Consider the following 16,822-nt stretch of genomic DNA (forward strand, 5'->3'; position numbering starts at 1 on the left):
CATTTCATCCTGAAATTGAAGTTATTTTTAAATTGTTATTTGTACTTATTCTGCAAAAGGTAATTTTCCACCTTGATCATGTACAGATTCAAAGGTACTAACGCGGAGCTGATCTTCCTTGGATTTAAAATGTTGATTACGGAGCTGCTGTACTGCTTGTTGTTTAGCACTGTCACTCATATTGCTTTTCACAATACTGTCACGCTCTGTGAGGTATTGATTTACGCTAGATTTCCAAGAGCTGCGCTGGCTGTCTAGATTTTCAAGGCGCTGAGTGGCTTCTGGACCAACTAAATTTAACCGCATTTGATGGATTTCTTCGCTTGATCCACCACGGGCTTTAATGTCCGCTGTGAGTTTGCGTAAATCTTCAAGTTTATTGATTTGTTCCAGATTTTCTTTCCAATCTTCTGGGAGTTCATCAAACAGGGCTTTTAGTTTTTTGGCTTTTTCAGACTCAGACAGTTTTTTGTCATTTACTACTTCCATGCGATTTAGCGTGTATTCGTGATAAGTATTTTCCTTGCCAAATAAACCTTCAATTTCATAATCAGAAAAGAACTGTTTTCTTAAATTCTGGGTGCTGCTATAGATCGAGCGATAATATTGAGGTGATTCTTTGTCGTCACTCGGTGGCTGTAAATGACCTAATTGTTCACGATATTTCATATAGCGATCCCACAAATCATAAATTTGGGACAGCGCCGGTTCTTTATGACCTTGTGCAATGTAGGCTTTAAAATCCTTTTTGATTTGATCGATCGACTTTTCACCATATTGAGTGATGAAATATTCAAAACAATTCCGCGTTTGTTCGTTCACGATCAGACGGTTTGAACCATCCATACTGATTTGACAGTTAACTTCCGTGTCTTGTTGACTTGGACTGAGCAGTGAAGAACCGCTTGTAGCTTGTGCTGTAGAGCTTTCGCCCTGAGCTAAAGGCGTATTTTGTTGTTGAATCGATTGATCTGAAGGATCATTTTGTGATGCTTTTGGCGCCAGCCAAAATATAAATGCAGCAACAGCGATAACGACCAAGGCAATGATGAGCCAAAGTTTATTTTTTTGCATATCCCAATGCACCTTTATTCCGTTTTTAATTGTTTTAGAGTTCTAAATGCGAACTCAATATGACATAAAACGCAGATAAAAACATAGAAGAGTTGTAAACGTTAGAGGTGGGTTGTTACCATTGCGCTGTTCCTGTATTAGCCAAATTTTGACATGAAAAAAGCCTCTCCTAAGATCCAACGTCGTCCTGTACATGGTGTATTTCTTTTGAATAAGCCATTAGGTATTAGCTCGAATGCAGCCTTACAGAAGGTTCGTTGGCTATTTCGTGCTCAAAAAGCAGGGCATACCGGTGCGCTTGATCCGCTGGCTTCAGGTTTATTGCCGATTTGTTTGGGTGAAGCGACGAAATTTTCACATTTCTTGCTCGACTCGACCAAGCGTTATCAAACCACGGTCTTTTTAGGACACAGCACCACGACGGGTGATGTGGAAGGTGAGGTACTGATGGAACAAGCCGTACCTGTTTTGACGGAAGCCACGATTCAGCAGGTGTTGGCACAGTTCTTGGGAGATATTCAACAAATTCCACCGATGTATTCTGCGCTGAAAAAAGAAGGTCGCCCGCTGTACGAGTTGGCGCGTAAAGGCATAGAAATAGAGCGTGAAGCACGTCCAATTTCGATTTATGCCATCGAGTTATTATCATTTAATGAGAATAGTATTACACTCGACATCACCTGTTCCAAAGGCACGTATATTCGTGTTTTAGGCGAAGATATTGCCAAAGCATTAGGTACTTTTGGACATTTGACCTATCTACACCGTACGCAAACGGGGCATTTTGACCTTAATCCAACTTACACCATTGAATATTTGGAAAGCTTGACTGAAGTGGAGCGTGAAGCATTATTGCTGCCGGTGTATTCACCCGTCGATCATTTCTGCAAAGTGCAAGCGCCAGAAGGGCGTGCAGAATATTTCAGTCGTGGCATGGAAAGTAATATTGAACATGAGGCAGAAGCGCAGGTCTTGGTATTTGAAGGTGAGCGTTGTTTAGGGCTGGCTGAAATTACAGACCGTAAACGTTTGGTGCCTAAGCGTGTGTTAAATCTAGAGTAGCTGATACAGCATTGAAGAGTTCTTATGGACATTGAAATTATTTTAAGCCTCTTATTTTTTGCATTTTTTGCCGGTGCAATTGATGCAGCAGTGGGGGGCGGAGGATTAATTCAAATTCCAGCCATTATGAATGCCATGCCGCACTTATCTCCGGCGACGGTGTTTGGCACCAATAAGTTGTCTTCGATCTTTGGTACGGCTTCAGCGTCCTATTCCTTTTTACGCCAAGTTAAACTACGTTGGAAATTACTTGCGGTCATTGCAAGTTGTGCATTCGTTGCCTCCTTTGTGGGCGCAGCTTGTGTATCGATGATTCCAAAAGAAGTCTTACGGCCTTTTGTTTTGGTCATGTTGATCGTGATTGCGATCTATACCTTTGCCAAAAAACAATTTGGTCAGGTGCATGTACGCCAAGAACTGACCCCTAAAATTCTCGGTCTTGCCGCTCTTGGTAGTTTGGTGATTGGCTTTTATGACGGCATTTTTGGGCCAGGCACGGGTAGTTTCTTTATCTTCTTTTTTATTCGTTATCTACAAGCAGACTTTTTACATGCCTCTGCTTTGTCTAAAGTGGCTAACTTAACCACCAATTTGGCTGCATTGAGTTTTTTTGCGCCCACAGGCCATGTGTTATTTGCTATAGGCTTAATGATGGCTGTGGCGAATATATTAGGCTCGATCGTTGGTGTACGTGCGGCGATTAAATACGGCAGTGGCTTTATTCGAATTCTATTTTTGATTTTGGTGAGTATTTTGATTGTACGGCTAGGGTATCAAACCTTTACGGGACAAGCTTAAAACAAAACTTAACAGAGCTGCGCTGTATTCTGATGCGGATATGTTTAGTATAAAAATGAAGCACTTTATTTTGCTGAATTAAAAAAATACTCAGCTATCGCTAAGCATCAGAGGGCATCATCAGAATGAATATTTTTGAAGCTTTACGTCAAAGTCATGAACAACAAAGAGCGCTTGCAGAACAATTAGTACAAACTTCTGGTGATAGTCCAGAACGTCGGGATTTGTTTGACCGACTTAAAAATGAATTATTCGCGCATGCTGTCGGGGAAGACCGATATTTTTATATTCCTTTAATGATGACCGATTCGGGGCTGAATATTACCCGTCATGCCTTGGCTGAACATCATGAAATGGACGAACTTTTAGAGCAGTTGACTGAGACTGAATTTAGCAATCCGGGCTGGCTGGCCATTGCCAAAAAACTTTCAGAAACTGTGCATCATCATTTACAGGAAGAAGAACATGGCTTTTTTCAGCAAGCGGGTAAAATCTTAGATGAAAAACAAAAGGAAAGTTTAGCCAAACAATATTTGGCAGAATATAAAAAATACAAGAAGGCGGATAAAGACAGCCTGACTGGTTAAGTCCTTTATAGAAGCTAGACTTTTTCGAACCTTGTATTTAAAAGCTTAGATGTAGGAGTTCTTAGACAAGGTGTTGAAAAATGGCGGCAATCCCGCCATTTTTATTTAACTATTTTGCCTTTAATAATTTAGTTGGCTGTTTCCGATTTAGAGGAACGCATCGTCACCCCGACTGAGGCGAGCATAATACACAGCAGTGCGATCCATTGCCACATGCCGATACGTTCTCCCAATAAAACCATACCCGTAATAGCTGCCAGAGCAGGTGAGATACTCGACAATGTGCCATAGCTTAGCTTGCTTAGAATCTTTAAGGCTTTGAGGTCTAGGGCATAGGGAATCGCTGTGGCTAAAATGGCAATCAACAGTGCTTTAGGCCAATATTGTGTGTCCATTAAAGCTGCTGCGTTGTTATAGAGGCCGATAGGTAATAAGGTCAATGCCGATAAACTAATGGCAATGGTCAGTGCATGCATGCCAATATTTTGGTGTACCACTTTTTGCCCGAAATAAATATAAAAGGCCCAACAGAGTCCGGCAGCCAATGCACAAGCTGCACCAATCAGTGAGAAATTGCCGCTTTGAGCCTGTCCCCAAGGCACCATCAACGCAATCCCTAAGATCGCCAAAAATACCCAGATATAGTCGCTACGATTTTTTATCGACAGCAGCGCCAAACCTAGCGGCCCAATAAACTCCAGTCCAACGGCAATGCCTTGAGGGAGTTTGCCCAGTGACATATAGAATAAGACATTCATGAGGCACAGGGCTGCGCTATAGCAGAGTAAATCACGCCATTTTAAAAATGAAAGTCGTTTTAAAATGTGCCAAGAGCGAAACATTAAACAAATAATAATTGAAGCAAAACAGAGTCGTAAAATGGTCACACTGAGTGGATCAAGCACCAAAAATAATTGCTTGGCGAATGATGCACTGATCTGATAGGAAATCATGGAGAGCACCATGAAAACAACAGCGAGAAGTTGTGAATTTGGCATGCGGCACACAGTTGTTGGGCGGTGTTGAGCCCTATTTTTGAGTCAGTACAGTATAGCGGTTAATGCTGACAGTTGAGTGAATTTTAACATTTGATCAAATCATGATGGGTTCTAAATTTAATATTCTAAGGTTCGGCGGATGTAAGAGCAGGACTGAGCACATCATGATTCAATTTGAATTCAAAAAATTGAGTCTGAGATTCATGCAGTTCATCCATTGTCAGTGGGAACATATTTTGAATTTAAATGACTTTGGCTTTTTGCGTGGTATAGGTACACCCAATCGAGGCACAGATGATGACAGCAAGGGCTAACCACTGGGTCCAAAGTAATTGTTCATTTAAGAAAACAAAACCAGAGAGTGCTGCAATTGCAGGTTCTAGGCTCATAAGCGTTCCGAAACTGAGTGCCGTTAAATTGCGGAGCGCAATCATTTCTAAGCTAAAGGGGATGGCACTGGCTAAGGTGGCTAAAGCAAGAAAATAAAAGAGGCTCATCGGTTCAAAGGCATGTGCAGGAATCCCTACAAATAATGCAATTGGCATGAGCATACACATGCCGACAAACATACCTAAACAAACCGTATGGTTGCCTGAAACGCCAGAGGGTTTCTGACCTGCCACAATATAGAGTGCCCAACAGGCACCTGCGCCAAGGGCGAGGGCAATGCCAACAGGATCAAGTCGTTGTGCAGCTTGGTCAAAAGGAAAAAGTAGGATAAGGCCTAAAATAGCCAGTCCGACCCAAATAAAGTCAAATTTTCGGCGTGCAGCAAATAGTGCGACACTGAGCGGGCCCATAAATTCAAAAGAGACGGCAATGCCGAGCGGGAGACGATCAATCGACAAGTAAAATAATACATTCATCCCTGCTAAGGCACAGCCATAGCTCAGAATAGACGACCATTTCACTTGTTTAAAATTGATCTGCCAAACTTTAAAAATAATCGCCAAGATCAAAGCGCCCAGCATTAAACGCATGGCCGAAACGGTCAGTATGGGAAATTGACCGAAAAGATATTTGGCAAAGGAACCGCTGCTTTGCATGCTGATCATGGCAATAAGCAAGATCAGCGGTGCTTGGACAGCCGGTGCAACTTTAAAATTTGGCATAGACTAAATTTGTTTCGATGACTCGAATAGCGGGAGATTGGCAAAAGCCAGATTTTAAAAGTCTACTACAATAAAAAAACCACAGCCCGAAGGCTGTGGCTTCAGTGTCTAATTAATTTAGAACAATACGCGAACGCGGATGGTACCTTCCACTTCGTGAAGAGTATCCAAAGCTTCTTTAGATGCAGTTGCATCAACGTCCATCACAAGATAGCCCACATCGCCTTTAGTCATTAATGACTGACCAGAGATGTTGATACCGTGTTCAGCAAACAAGTTGTTGATTTTTGAAAGAACGCCTGGCACGTTTTTGTGGATATGAAGTAAACGGTGTTTGCCTTCAGTCAACGGTAACGCGATTTCTGGGAAGTTCACTGCAGATAAAGTCATACCTTTATCAGAGTAAGCAACGAATTTTTCAGCAACTTCAAGACCGATGTTCGCTTGCGCTTCCATCGTAGAACCACCAACGTGAGGGGTTAAAATCACGTTGTCTAGGCCACGAAGTGGAGAAACGAATTCTTCACCGTTTGCTTTAGGTTCTTTAGGGAATACGTCTACAGCCGCACCAGCAATATGACCAGATTTGATTGCATCAGCAAGATCTTCAATGATGACACATGTACCACGTGCAGCATTGAGGAAGATTGCGCCTTCTTTCATTTGAGCAAATTGGTCTTTGCCGAAGAAGTTGCGAGTTGATGGAACGTCTGGAACGTGTAGAGATACGACGTCTGCATTGGCAAGAAGTTCACCCATAGAACCGACTTGACGTGCATTACCCATTGGAAGTTTAGTTACGGCATCGTAATAAATTACGTGCATACCTAAACTTTCAGCAAGTACAGAAAGTTGCGAGCCAATCGAACCGTAACCAACAATACCTAAAGTTTTACCACGAGTTTCAAATGAACCAACTGCAGACTTGTTCCAACCACCACGGTGAGTTGAAGCAGATTTTGCAGGAACACCACGAAGTAATAGAATCGCTTCAGCAAGTACTAGTTCAGCAACTGAACGCGTATTTGAGTATGGTGCGTTAAATACTGGAATACCGCGAATCATTGCAGCATTTAAGTTCACTTGGTTTGTACCGATACAGAAACAACCCACAGCAATCAGTTTGTTCGCCGCTTCAAAAACTTCTTCAGTTAATTGAGTACGTGAACGAATACCAATGAAGTGAGCATCTTTAACCGCTTCTTTCAACGCTTCACCCTCAAGCGCAGTTTTACGGTAGTCAATGTTGGTGTATCCGGCAGCATTTAGAGTGTCGATTGCGTTTTGGTGAACGCCTTCTAACAACAAGAAACGAATTTTATCTTTAGGTAGAGAAAGATGTTGGCTCATTACGGCTCCGCTACAAAGGCCAAATTTAGTGCGCATATAATAGCATAGGAAATTAGCCGATATACATTTCCTTTATGACCCAAGACGTTGCTATTTTGGCAAATGATGTGTCAGAACAGGTCGAAAATGGTCGAATTAACCTTGTAATATTCAACAAAACATTGCAAAAACAGCTTTTTCTATCGGTTTTGTCAAAAAAAGCCAGTTATAGCTTATAATAATGCGACTCAAGCTAATCAGTACGATTCCGCTACTGATTGAATGCCCCCAGTTTCAGGCTTCTTCTTAAAATATGCATTGCCGCAGTTTTAACTGAAGATGATCTGGACCTTTAAAAAAACTTGTTTACTTCTTGCAAGGTCTGAAAACGATGAATGCTCCAGTCGCTTTAACCCCAGAGTTATTGACCCAATTGACCGCTATTGTTGGCGAAAGCCGAATTAAAACCGATGCGGATAGTCTCCAAAATTGGGGTCGTGACCATACTAAGCACTTCGATCCAAACCCGTCGGTCGTTGTTTTCCCGTCAAGCACTGAACAAGTTCAACAAATTGTCAAACTCGCAAACCAATTTAATGTAGCGATTACCCCAAGTGGCGGTCGTACCGGTTTATCTGCGGGTGCGGTAGCAGCCAACGGTGAAATCGTGGTGAGCATGGACAAGATGAACCAAATTTTGGAATTCTTCCCCGCTGACCGTATGGTTCGTGTACAAGCAGGTGTGGTAACTGAACAACTGCAAAACTATGCTGAAGAACAGGGCATGTACTACCCAGTAGATTTTGCATCTTCAGGTTCGTCACAAATTGGTGGCAACATCGGGACCAATGCCGGTGGTATTAAAGTCATCAAATACGGTATGACTCGTAACTGGGTGTTGGGTATGACTGTAGTGACTGGTAAAGGTGACATCCTGCGTTTGAACAAAGGCATGATCAAAAACGCGACAGGTTATGCGCTACAACACTTATTTATTGGTGGTGAAGGCACTTTAGGTTTAGTAACTGAAGCTGAAATTAAGCTCGAACGTCAACCACACGATCTACAAGTATTGGTTCTGGGTGTACCTGATTTTGATGCAATCATGCCGGTATTGCATGCTTTCCAAAAGAAAATCGACCTGACTGCATTTGAGTTCTTTGGTGAACTTGCAATGCAAAAAGTATTGGACAATGGTCATGTTCAACGTCCGTTTGAAACGCCATGTCCGTTCTATGTATTACTTGAGTTTGAAGCACCATTTGAACCGATTATGGACGCGGCAATGGAAATCTTTGAACATTGCATGGAACAAGGTTGGGTACTGGATGGCGTGATGAGCCAAAGCCTAGACCAAGTACATAGCTTATGGCGTTTACGTGAAGACATTTCAGAGTCGATTGCACCATTTACCCCATACAAAAATGATATTTCAGTACTGATTACGCATGTACCTGCATTTATTAAAGAAATTGATGCAATTGTGGCAGAGAACTACCCAGACTTTGAAATTTGCTGGTTCGGTCATATTGGTGACGGTAACTTGCACTTAAATATTTTGAAACCTGCGGATTTGTCTAAAGATGAATTCTTTGCAAAATGCCAAGTCGTGAACAAATATGTATTTGAAACTGTGAAAAAATATGACGGTTCAATTTCGGCAGAACACGGTGTAGGCATGACCAAAAAGCCTTACCTTGACTACACCCGTTCAGCAGAAGAAATCGAATATATGAAAGCTTTGAAAAAAGTATTCGATCCAAATGCGATTATGAACCCGGGTAAATTATTCGATCTTTAATTTTTAAAGACGTACTAGAACGCATCTTCGGATGCGTTTTTTTATGCCTTATTTTAACTCCGATTTTTTAAACAGCTTAATATACATCTATTTTGTCATGTTGATTTACCAAATGGAGCGAAAAGCCCCCCCATCGTTCATGTTGGGGATATAAGCGACCACCGTTAGGTGTTAATGTGATGATTGTTGTTTAATATATTGCTTAATAATCTCCAATGGCGCACCACCACAACTTGAAGCAAAGTAACTTGGCGACCATAAAGAGCCACCCCATAATTTGCTTTTAATTTCAGGAAATTCTTTCCTTAAGTGGCGACTTGAAACACCCTTTAAGCTATTCACTAAATTTGAAACAGCAACTTTGGGTGGATAATTGATTAATAAGTGAACGTGATCGTCTTCGCCATTAAATTCGGTTAATTCAGCTTCAAAGTCCAAACAGACTTTTTTAAACATCCTTTTCATTGAATCAAGCATTGATTTTGTAAAAACGTCTTTTCTATATTTAGTCACAAATACCAAGTGAACGTGCATATTAAAAACACAGTGGCGACCTGATCTTATTTCTTGATTTACCATGATAGACCAATTAAAATATAAAGCATGAAAACACTTAAATTACGCATAAAAGACAAACATTGCAAGGTGCTAGACCAATTGGCATCTGAGGTGAACTTTGTTTGGAATTATGTGAATGATTTAGGGTTTAAACATTTAAAGAGAAAGGGTGAATTTCTTTCATCCTATGACATTGATAAGTACACCAAAGGCGCATCTAAAGAGTGTGGATTACACAGCCAAACCATTCAGGCGATTTCTGCTGAACTCGTTACCCGAAGAAAGCAGTTTAAAAAAGCCAAGCTTAAATGGCGTGTCAGCAATAAGAAATCAGCAAGAAGATCACTTGGATGGATACCGTTTAAGAAAGTAGCGATCAAATACGCTGATGGATATGTTCAATATGGCAAACAACAATTTAAGCTATGGGATAGCTATGGCTTAAGTAAATACTGTATTAAAACAGGCTCATTTGTTGAAGATAGTCGTGGGCGTTGGTATGTGTGCCTTGTAGTGGATTCACTGAAACAAGAAAAACCGACAGCCACCAAAGCCATAGGCATTGATCTAGGCTTAAAGGACGTTGCAACCTGTTCAGATGGTACCGTGATTTCAAATCCTAAATTCTATCGAAAATATGAACAGAAACTAGGAATTGCTCAACGAGCAAACAACAAGAAGCGTGTACGTGCATTACATGCAAAAATTGCAAATAGTCGTAAAGACCATTTGCATAAGGCAAGCAGCATGCTTGTTAAGGAAAATGCATTGATTGTTGTTGGTGATCTCAGTGCTAAGAAACTCGTAAAAACTAAAATGGCGAAATCTGTTTTAGACACAGGATTTTCGGCACTAAAAACAATGCTCAAGTATAAATGCGAGAACGCAGGCGTATTGTTTGAGGAAGTCAATGAGAGTTTCACCTCCCAAATCTGTTCGTGCTGCGGTGAGATCACCGCAAGTAGTCCGACAGGTAGGATAGATTTGCGAATAAGAGAATGGCAGTGCAGTAATAAAAAATGTCTCAGTCTAAATGATCGGGACATTAATGCTGCAAAGAACATTCTTGCGCTTGGGCATAAGCGTCTAGCTGTAGGAATCACCTCCGTTTAAGGGAGGTGAGGATGTCAAATTGCTTAAATAGTGTTTTCTGTAAAAAATCTGCATGATAATGTGGTAAATCATAATTTTGAGTTGGGCTTATGAATCGTTTAATGGTTGTTTCTGCATTGTGTGTGGGGATGTTAGCGGGTTGTGCGACAACGCAGAAAATTGTGTCTAAAGTGGGTTCTTCTGCTACACCACTCGATCAGGTGTTAAAAGAACGTCCCGATTTGAGTAAAGAGCTGTCGACTGTGGAAATTCGTCAGTACTTTAACCGTGTGGAATCACCAAATGCAGGACAGGTGAAAGTGACTGAAACGGGTTTGATGGATGATTCAGTGAAATCGATTCGTACCATTTATAGTTTTAGATTTGTGGATGGGGAGTGGAATCGCGTAAATACGCAGAAGGAATATCAGTGCCAACGTGGTAAAAATACCAAGACTTTCCAAGCGACGAAGTGTCCTTAAACTGTAAAAAGATACGGTCTAAATTTTTTATAAAATATTCAGTATGGCGAGGTCCTTTCATTTAAAATTCGATGATTGGAGCTGGTATCTACTTTTGTTTCGGTAAAATGAGAAGTGTGCTTCGTAAGGAAACCAACTTGCGGAGCAACCTCCTTACCGCAAAACTCGTCAAATACCTTCTTCTATTGAGTAGGTCGCAGAAACGTTACATGTTGAAGTGTGTCCTGACTCGGACAGTTGCGAATGAGTTTCCGTGTATCTTAATTTTCATCCACGTCAATGACTCAGGTTCACCCGTGGGGGATTTTGCCCCTGTCACCTCCGTATTTTTCCCATTATGAATTGGGCAATACCGTGTCGCCTTTTTTATTGTTCGACCATTTAGGGATTAGGTTTCTGAAACCAACCCAACTGAAAAAAGGTGTGCTTGAACACCCACATCGTGGATTTGAAGCAGAATCGTTTTCTGTGTGCACTAGCCAAAACACCTGATGCTGAATAAAGCCAAAAAATACACATACAGTTAGAGAAAACGCTGCTAAACTAGATGAACTTACTCGGTACGTACGATCTGCTGTTTAAGTTCTGATGAATTTCTTATTGGCGTCTTGTGAATACGGCGCAAACCTTGCAAATTTCCTGCACTCTCCAAATTTTATATTTTAATATTTTACAGTGTTTGTCATTGAGCTGACGCGTCTTTCCACGAATATAGACTATGCCTGATTCCGACACATTTTTATATGTAGATAACAATGCAAAACGTACATACTGCAAAGTTAAGCCGTGCCACGTTGATGTTTCCTTTGGCATTGGTGTTATTTGAATTTTCAGTCTATATCGGTAACGATTTAGTCCAGCCAGCTATGCTTGCCATTACCCAAGAATTTGGGGTGAGTAGTGCGTGGGCACCTTCTTCCATGTCGTTTTATTTACTTGGTGGCGCGTGTGTCGCGGCTATTTTAGGGCCTTTGTCTGACCGCCTCGGCCGTAAAGTCGTACTGCTCGGTGGTGTGGCTTTTTTCACACTGTGTTGTTTGGCGATTTTACTGACCGACACTATTGAAAGCTTTTTAACCCTGCGCTTTTTACAAGGCTTTGGATTATCCGTAATTTCTGCTGTGGGCTATGCCGCCATTCAGGAAACTTTTGAAGAGCGTGACGCCATTAAAGTCATGGCATTGATGGCCAATATTTCCTTACTTGCACCCTTGATGGGGCCAGTACTTGGTGCCTTTATGATTGATCATGTGTCATGGCATTGGGGTTTTATTGGCATTGCTTTTCTGTCCTTTCTGAGTGGGTTTGGTTTAAAAGCCAAAATGCCGACGCAGCAGATCAGTATTCCGAAACAGCCGATTGGTTATATTTTTGATGACTTTAAACAGGTATTGAAAAATAAACGCTTTTTGGCCCTGACTTTTGGACTGCCGATGGTGGCAATGCCATTGATGCTCTGGATTGCACTGTCACCAGTGATCTTGGTGGAGGAATTAGGGCTCAGTAGCATGCAATATGGTTTGGCACAATTCCCCGTATTGGGCGGTTTGATTATTGGGAACTTGGTGTTGATTAAAATTATCGACAAATTGCCTTTAGGTCAATCGGTCATGATTGGTTTACCGTTGATGCTGTTGGGAACAGGCTTGGTAGTGCTTGGCATGTTCACACCGACTTATTTTTTAACGTTACTGATTATAGGAATGACTTTGGTCAGTTTTGGTGAAGGCATTAGTTTCTCCGTATTATACCGTTTTGCCTTGATGTCATCTGAGGTATCGAAGGGCACTGTGGCAGCAGCCGTTTCAGTTTTAATGATGATTTCATTCTTCGCGGTGATCGAGTTGGTGCGGGTGCTGTATGAAGGCTTTGGCTTATGGGCGTATAGCTTGACCGGCGTTGGCTTAATTTTACTGTGGTTTAGTTTCCCACGGTTTTTTGTTAAAAAGATTATGCAGCAGCGTAAAGCTAGGGGTGAGTTTTAAAAGTAGGCTAAACGGTAGTTCGCTATTATCTACCCATAAATCAGCGATAAAAAAAGCCCGACAATGTGTTTGATCAAGTGGTTGGGCTTTTTAAATTGTACGATTAATTTTGTGTAGTAAGTTGTTCAGACTGCTTTAATTTACGATCAAAAATAAAAGGACCAAAAGGCAAAATAGAAGCAATCAGGCCCATTAAAAACACACTAAGGGACCATTTTTGTTTTTCACAGACCACAAACAGCACCGCCAAGAATGCAATAAAGAGCACACCATGACCCATGCCGACGTATTTCACCAAAATTGGATTGTCCATCAGGTATTTCATGGGCATAGCAATAAACAATAATAATAGAAATGAAATGCCTTCTAATAGGCCCACAATACGTAAGGTCTTGATATTCATGTACAGTTTACATTCAAAGTCATTTAAGCCTTGAGTGTACCTGAAATAATGGGCCAAACCTAATATTTATTAAACAGATAAAATCCTTAAGTTGATGTATTTTAATAAATTAATTCTGAGTGATGGGCTTGGTTTAATTCAATATATGCTAAAGCCATTATTGAGTTTCGGCTTTTCATAATTAGCGTTTGAGCAATATCTATTTCGGTAGTGTGTTTTTGTGGACAATGACATGCTGAGGATATTTTGGAAAGTAGACTGAATTTTTTCAATAAACTGCTTATTTTAGGTAAGAGAAAAGCGGACTTAAAGTCCGCTTGTTCAAATCTATATGCAAAGTTGATTATTGAATCACACCACAGGCAATACGGTCACCGCCACCGCCTAGAGGTTTAGGGTCGTCAGAGTAATTATCACCACCGGCATGGACCATGATGGCTAAGCCTTGTACATCCGCCAATTTCAAGCGTGGTGCAATTAAATTCACTTTTGCTGTGCCATCCGTTTGAACTTGAAGGATCGGTAAGTCACCCATGTGACCGGTTAACGGTGTACCGTGGTGAGGTGCAGCTTTAGGGTTAAAGTGACCACCCGCAGCGAGTGCAGCACCCACTTTTCCATCTTTTTCAGCTGGGGCACAAGAACCTTTTTCATGAATATGGAAACCGTGTGGACCCGGAGGAAGCTGGGTTAAATTGGTATGAATAACCAAGCCAGCAGGGCTATCAACCAAGTTAATTTGACCGATGCTTTGACCAATACCTTGAGCAGTCACGGCATTGACCGTCACGGTTTTTGCATTCAGACCTGTTGAAGTCGAGGTACTCGCACAGCCTGTAAACATCAGGGCACTGACCGCAGCAAGCGCACCGAATTTAAATAGTGAAGACATGTTTGGCATCCTGTCTGTTTTTATGGAGTCTCAACCATTGAAACAGATGCGAATACAGGATGACAGATAATTTAAGTATTTGATTGTAATATTTGTTTAATGAATTCAAGCCTGAATTAAGGTTGTTCAGGCTTATCATCTATATTGTCTAAGTTATGTGCCAACGTTGCTTTGGGCATCATGACGGCTTCAATTTGGGTTTCATGCAACCATTCACGCCAAATGGCTAACAATACAGCCAAGATCACTGGCCCGATAAATAAACCAACAAGACCGAAACTGGCGATCCCACCCAAAACACCAAACATGATTAATAAGAATGGAATCTGCGTTGCCCCTGAAATCACTAAAGGACGAATCACGTTATCGGCTGTACTCACCACACAAACACCCCAAGCCATGACGCCAATGGCTTCAATGGTTTGACCTTGTGAAAATAACCACAACGATACAGCGGTATATGAAATCGGTGGGCCAAAAGGAATCAGTGCCAACATGAAGGTAATGATGGTTAATAACATTGGGTTAGGCACATCGGCGACAAAATAGCTAACACCGGCAAGTAAAGCTTGGGCAATGGCGGTAAGACCGATGCCATACACTACGGCACGTGTAGTATCCGAAATAGTGGCAAGATAATGATGAATACGTGGCCCGATCACCATTTCGAGGGCTTTACTGACCTGACTTAAAATGGTTTGACCATCACGATAGAAGAAAAATAAAGACATCACGGCAAAACACAGCTTAAAGATATTTTTACTGACTTCGCCGACCAGAACTTTACCGTAGTTCAAATGCCCCTGAATCCAAATTTGTACCGATTGAATAATACTGTTCGGGTCATTGTTCAGTTCATGCAGGGTACGACTGACTTCTTTACCAATAAACGGCAGTTGGCGAATAAAATCAGGCACATTGACATGACCAGAGAAAACTTGCTTTTGTAATTCAAAATACAAGTTACGGCCTTCATGTTGTAACAAGAAGATTGCAAAAATCACCGGCAGACCCACCACGAGTACCACCAGTAAGATCATCAGCGCCGCACTTAGATTTGCACGATTGCCACAAAAACGATGTACTGATTGATACAGCGGCCATGTCATATAAGCAATAATCGCAGCCCAAACGACGGGCACAATAAAGTATTTGAGTACGCTAAAGCTCAAAAAAATCAGGATAAAAAATAATCCGAACAATAAGACTTTTTGTAATGTAGGTGCGAACGTTGGCAATGCGTGCTCTGATTTTTTCATCATGTTGTGTTCAATCTTAACCGAAAAAAAAGCTCCCGAAAACGAGAGCTTGTTAACTTATGGTGAATATCTTTCAGGCTAGATCCTTGCAAGATTGGCCTTTATATCAGCGAAATGTGGAATGATGGGTTAAAACCACTCGGCTTCGTCTTCAATAATGGCATTGAGCACAGGTTGCCATTGTTGTTGCATACCGAGGTACAATTTTTGCGTTTTGTCAAAAACTGAAAGACCTTGCATGGCAAGTTGACCATAAGCGGTACGTTCAGAAATCCAAGCAACGGGCTGTTGTTCAACTTTATTGAAAAAATCTTGAATTTCTTTGGAATGAGCAGAATTGTGTTTTACACGATTGGCAAGCAATAAGATTTGGACTTTACCTTTACGAATCCGTTTAATTTCTTGCAAATGCTTTAAAAAACGACGGGTCGAGTCGATGTCAAAGAAAGATGGTTGTAGCGGGGTAATGATGGCATGGGCTTCACTGACCAACTGATCTGCATGTTCACCCGATAACGCACCCGGTGCATCGATAATTAGATATTCAATCCCTTTTGGTACATCACCAATCGACTTTTCATGACGCCAATCTAGGCTCTGAATTGGGGCGGCAGTCTCTGGGCGCTGTTTGAGCCATTGACGTGCAGACTTTTGATTGTCAGCATCTGCCAAGGCCACTTTATAACCTTTTTGCGCAAGTGCAGAGGCTAAACTGATTGCTGTGATGGTTTTGCCACAACCACCTTTTTGATTGGCAATTAATATCGTTTTCATCGACCTAAATAGATTTTATTCTGCTCATCCCTAGCATATCATTGTTTAATGCGGGGAATATGACAAAGAACCAAAGTCTAAGTTTTTTCTATACGTTTCGCTGTAATATATTAAAAAGATTAGGAATTTTAAATGTCTGTCTGGATGGCCATGCTCATTGGCGCGTGTATTGGGATTGTACTGACCACCTTAATATTAAGTGGCAGTCGCAATGGAAGGATTAAGGCAGAATACGAGCAATATATTGCAGAACTAGAATTGGAACATCAGCAGGCATTGGCCCATGCACAAAAACGCAGTGTAAATACCAGTCGTGCTGTTTTAAAAGGCAAAATGGCTGAACAAATGGCGCCGATCATGCCTGAATTTCAGTATTTACCTAGCGATGCAAAGTTTCTCGGTGACCCGATCGATTATGTGGTTTTTGATGGTTACACTGATTTTCGTGATGGTGATGGACTCGCTGAAGACATTGAAGTGGTGCTGATTGATATTAAAAGTGGTGGGGCACGTTTGACCAAAGGGCAACAAGCGATTGCTCAAGCCATTGCTGAAGGGCGAGTGCGTTTTGAAACCATCCGAATTGATTTTGAGCATATTTAAGCTCGCTTGATTC

17 protein-coding genes and 1 pseudogene are annotated in these 16,822 nt (G+C 41.4%); 9 read left to right on the plus strand and 9 right to left on the minus strand.

Annotated elements, in window-relative coordinates; translation table 11 throughout:
• Positions 1–45: 45 nt before the first annotated feature.
• Entirely contained in the window at positions 46–1,074 is a 1,029-nt protein-coding gene (locus tag FTV03_RS00265; protein ID WP_180039419.1) for a lipase secretion chaperone, read from the minus strand.
• 153 nt (positions 1,075–1,227) lie between these two features.
• Here FTV03_RS00265 and truB point away from each other — a divergent pair, with 153 nt between their 5' ends.
• The 3 genes from truB (at position 1,228) to FTV03_RS00280 (ending at position 3,521) form a co-directional block, all read left to right on the plus strand.
• Positions 1,228–2,136 (plus strand): tRNA pseudouridine(55) synthase TruB, encoded by a 909-nt coding sequence (gene truB, locus FTV03_RS00270; protein WP_180039421.1) that lies wholly within the window; start codon positions 1,228–1,230, stop codon positions 2,134–2,136.
• 24 nt (positions 2,137–2,160) lie between these two features.
• Positions 2,161–2,934 carry a TSUP family transporter gene (locus FTV03_RS00275; protein WP_180008735.1) on the plus strand — a complete coding sequence of 258 codons (774 nt, stop codon included), beginning with the start codon at positions 2,161–2,163 and terminating at the stop codon, positions 2,932–2,934.
• A gap of 125 nt (positions 2,935–3,059) precedes the next feature.
• Entirely contained in the window at positions 3,060–3,521 is a 462-nt protein-coding gene (locus FTV03_RS00280; RefSeq protein WP_180039423.1) for a hemerythrin domain-containing protein, read from the plus strand.
• Positions 3,522–3,649: 128 nt separating this feature from the next.
• Here FTV03_RS00280 and FTV03_RS00285 read toward each other — a convergent pair whose 3' ends face one another.
• The 3 genes from FTV03_RS00285 to serA form a co-directional block, all read right to left on the minus strand.
• Entirely contained in the window at positions 3,650–4,519 is an 870-nt protein-coding gene (locus FTV03_RS00285; protein ID WP_180008737.1) for a DMT family transporter, read from the minus strand.
• A 242-nt stretch (positions 4,520–4,761) separates the two neighbouring features.
• Entirely contained in the window at positions 4,762–5,631 is an 870-nt protein-coding gene (locus FTV03_RS00290; RefSeq protein ID WP_180026081.1) for an EamA family transporter, read from the minus strand.
• A 117-nt stretch (positions 5,632–5,748) separates the two neighbouring features.
• On the minus strand, positions 5,749–6,981 hold the full coding sequence (gene serA, locus FTV03_RS00295; RefSeq protein ID WP_078192852.1) for a phosphoglycerate dehydrogenase: 1,233 nt from the start codon (positions 6,979–6,981) through the stop codon (positions 5,749–5,751).
• Positions 6,982–7,351: 370 nt separating this feature from the next.
• Here serA and FTV03_RS00300 point away from each other — a divergent pair, with 370 nt between their 5' ends.
• Positions 7,352–8,761, plus strand: a complete 1,410-nt coding sequence (locus tag FTV03_RS00300) for an FAD-binding oxidoreductase (RefSeq protein ID WP_180039425.1) — start codon at positions 7,352–7,354, stop codon at positions 8,759–8,761.
• Between the two features lie 171 nt (positions 8,762–8,932).
• On the opposite strand, the gene tnpA is transcribed toward FTV03_RS00300, so the two are convergent.
• A complete protein-coding gene (tnpA, locus tag FTV03_RS00305) occupies positions 8,933–9,340 on the minus strand; it encodes an IS200/IS605 family transposase (protein WP_180039427.1) in 408 nt (135 codons plus the stop codon).
• Positions 9,341–9,364: 24 nt separating this feature from the next.
• On the opposite strand from tnpA, the gene FTV03_RS00310 reads away from it, so the two are divergent.
• The 4 genes and pseudogenes from FTV03_RS00310 to FTV03_RS00320 all read left to right on the plus strand — a co-directional run bounded on the left by FTV03_RS00310 (position 9,365) and on the right by FTV03_RS00320 (position 12,878).
• Positions 9,365–10,432, plus strand: coding sequence for an RNA-guided endonuclease TnpB family protein (locus FTV03_RS00310; RefSeq protein WP_180039429.1), 1,068 nt, complete (start codon positions 9,365–9,367; stop codon positions 10,430–10,432).
• Between the two features lie 89 nt (positions 10,433–10,521).
• The gene (locus FTV03_RS00315) at positions 10,522–10,893 is read left to right on the plus strand and encodes a hypothetical protein (RefSeq protein ID WP_180039431.1); all 372 of its coding nucleotides are present in this window, start codon (positions 10,522–10,524) and stop codon (positions 10,891–10,893) included.
• Positions 10,894–11,102: 209 nt separating this feature from the next.
• Positions 11,103–11,358, plus strand: a pseudogene (locus tag FTV03_RS17840) (hypothetical protein); the annotation flags it as partial.
• 290 nt (positions 11,359–11,648) lie between these two features.
• Positions 11,649–12,878, plus strand: coding sequence for an MFS transporter (locus tag FTV03_RS00320; RefSeq protein WP_180039433.1), 1,230 nt, complete (start codon positions 11,649–11,651; stop codon positions 12,876–12,878).
• A 103-nt stretch (positions 12,879–12,981) separates the two neighbouring features.
• Here the strand turns inward: FTV03_RS00320 and FTV03_RS00325 are convergent, their stop codons facing one another.
• The 4 genes from FTV03_RS00325 to FTV03_RS00340 all read right to left on the minus strand — a co-directional run bounded on the left by FTV03_RS00325 (position 12,982) and on the right by FTV03_RS00340 (position 16,206).
• Positions 12,982–13,281, minus strand: a complete 300-nt coding sequence (locus tag FTV03_RS00325; RefSeq protein ID WP_180039435.1) for a DUF3817 domain-containing protein — start codon at positions 13,279–13,281, stop codon at positions 12,982–12,984.
• Between the two features lie 343 nt (positions 13,282–13,624).
• Complete coding sequence (gene sodC / locus FTV03_RS00330) at positions 13,625–14,173, minus strand: superoxide dismutase family protein (protein WP_180003399.1); 549 nt, start codon at positions 14,171–14,173, stop codon at positions 13,625–13,627.
• Positions 14,174–14,289: 116 nt separating this feature from the next.
• Positions 14,290–15,411 carry an AI-2E family transporter gene (locus FTV03_RS00335; protein ID WP_180026123.1) on the minus strand — a complete coding sequence of 374 codons (1,122 nt, stop codon included), beginning with the start codon at positions 15,409–15,411 and terminating at the stop codon, positions 14,290–14,292.
• Between the two features lie 150 nt (positions 15,412–15,561).
• The gene (locus tag FTV03_RS00340; protein WP_180039437.1) at positions 15,562–16,206 is read right to left on the minus strand and encodes a ParA family protein; all 645 of its coding nucleotides are present in this window, start codon (positions 16,204–16,206) and stop codon (positions 15,562–15,564) included.
• A gap of 132 nt (positions 16,207–16,338) precedes the next feature.
• Here FTV03_RS00340 and FTV03_RS00345 point away from each other — a divergent pair, with 132 nt between their 5' ends.
• On the plus strand, positions 16,339–16,809 hold the full coding sequence (locus tag FTV03_RS00345; RefSeq protein WP_078192492.1) for a Holliday junction resolvase-like protein: 471 nt from the start codon (positions 16,339–16,341) through the stop codon (positions 16,807–16,809).
• Positions 16,810–16,822: the final 13 nt, after the last annotated feature.

Source organism: Acinetobacter sp. YH12218 (assembly GCF_013417925.1).
Lineage (GTDB): Bacteria > Pseudomonadota > Gammaproteobacteria > Pseudomonadales > Moraxellaceae > Acinetobacter > Acinetobacter amyesii.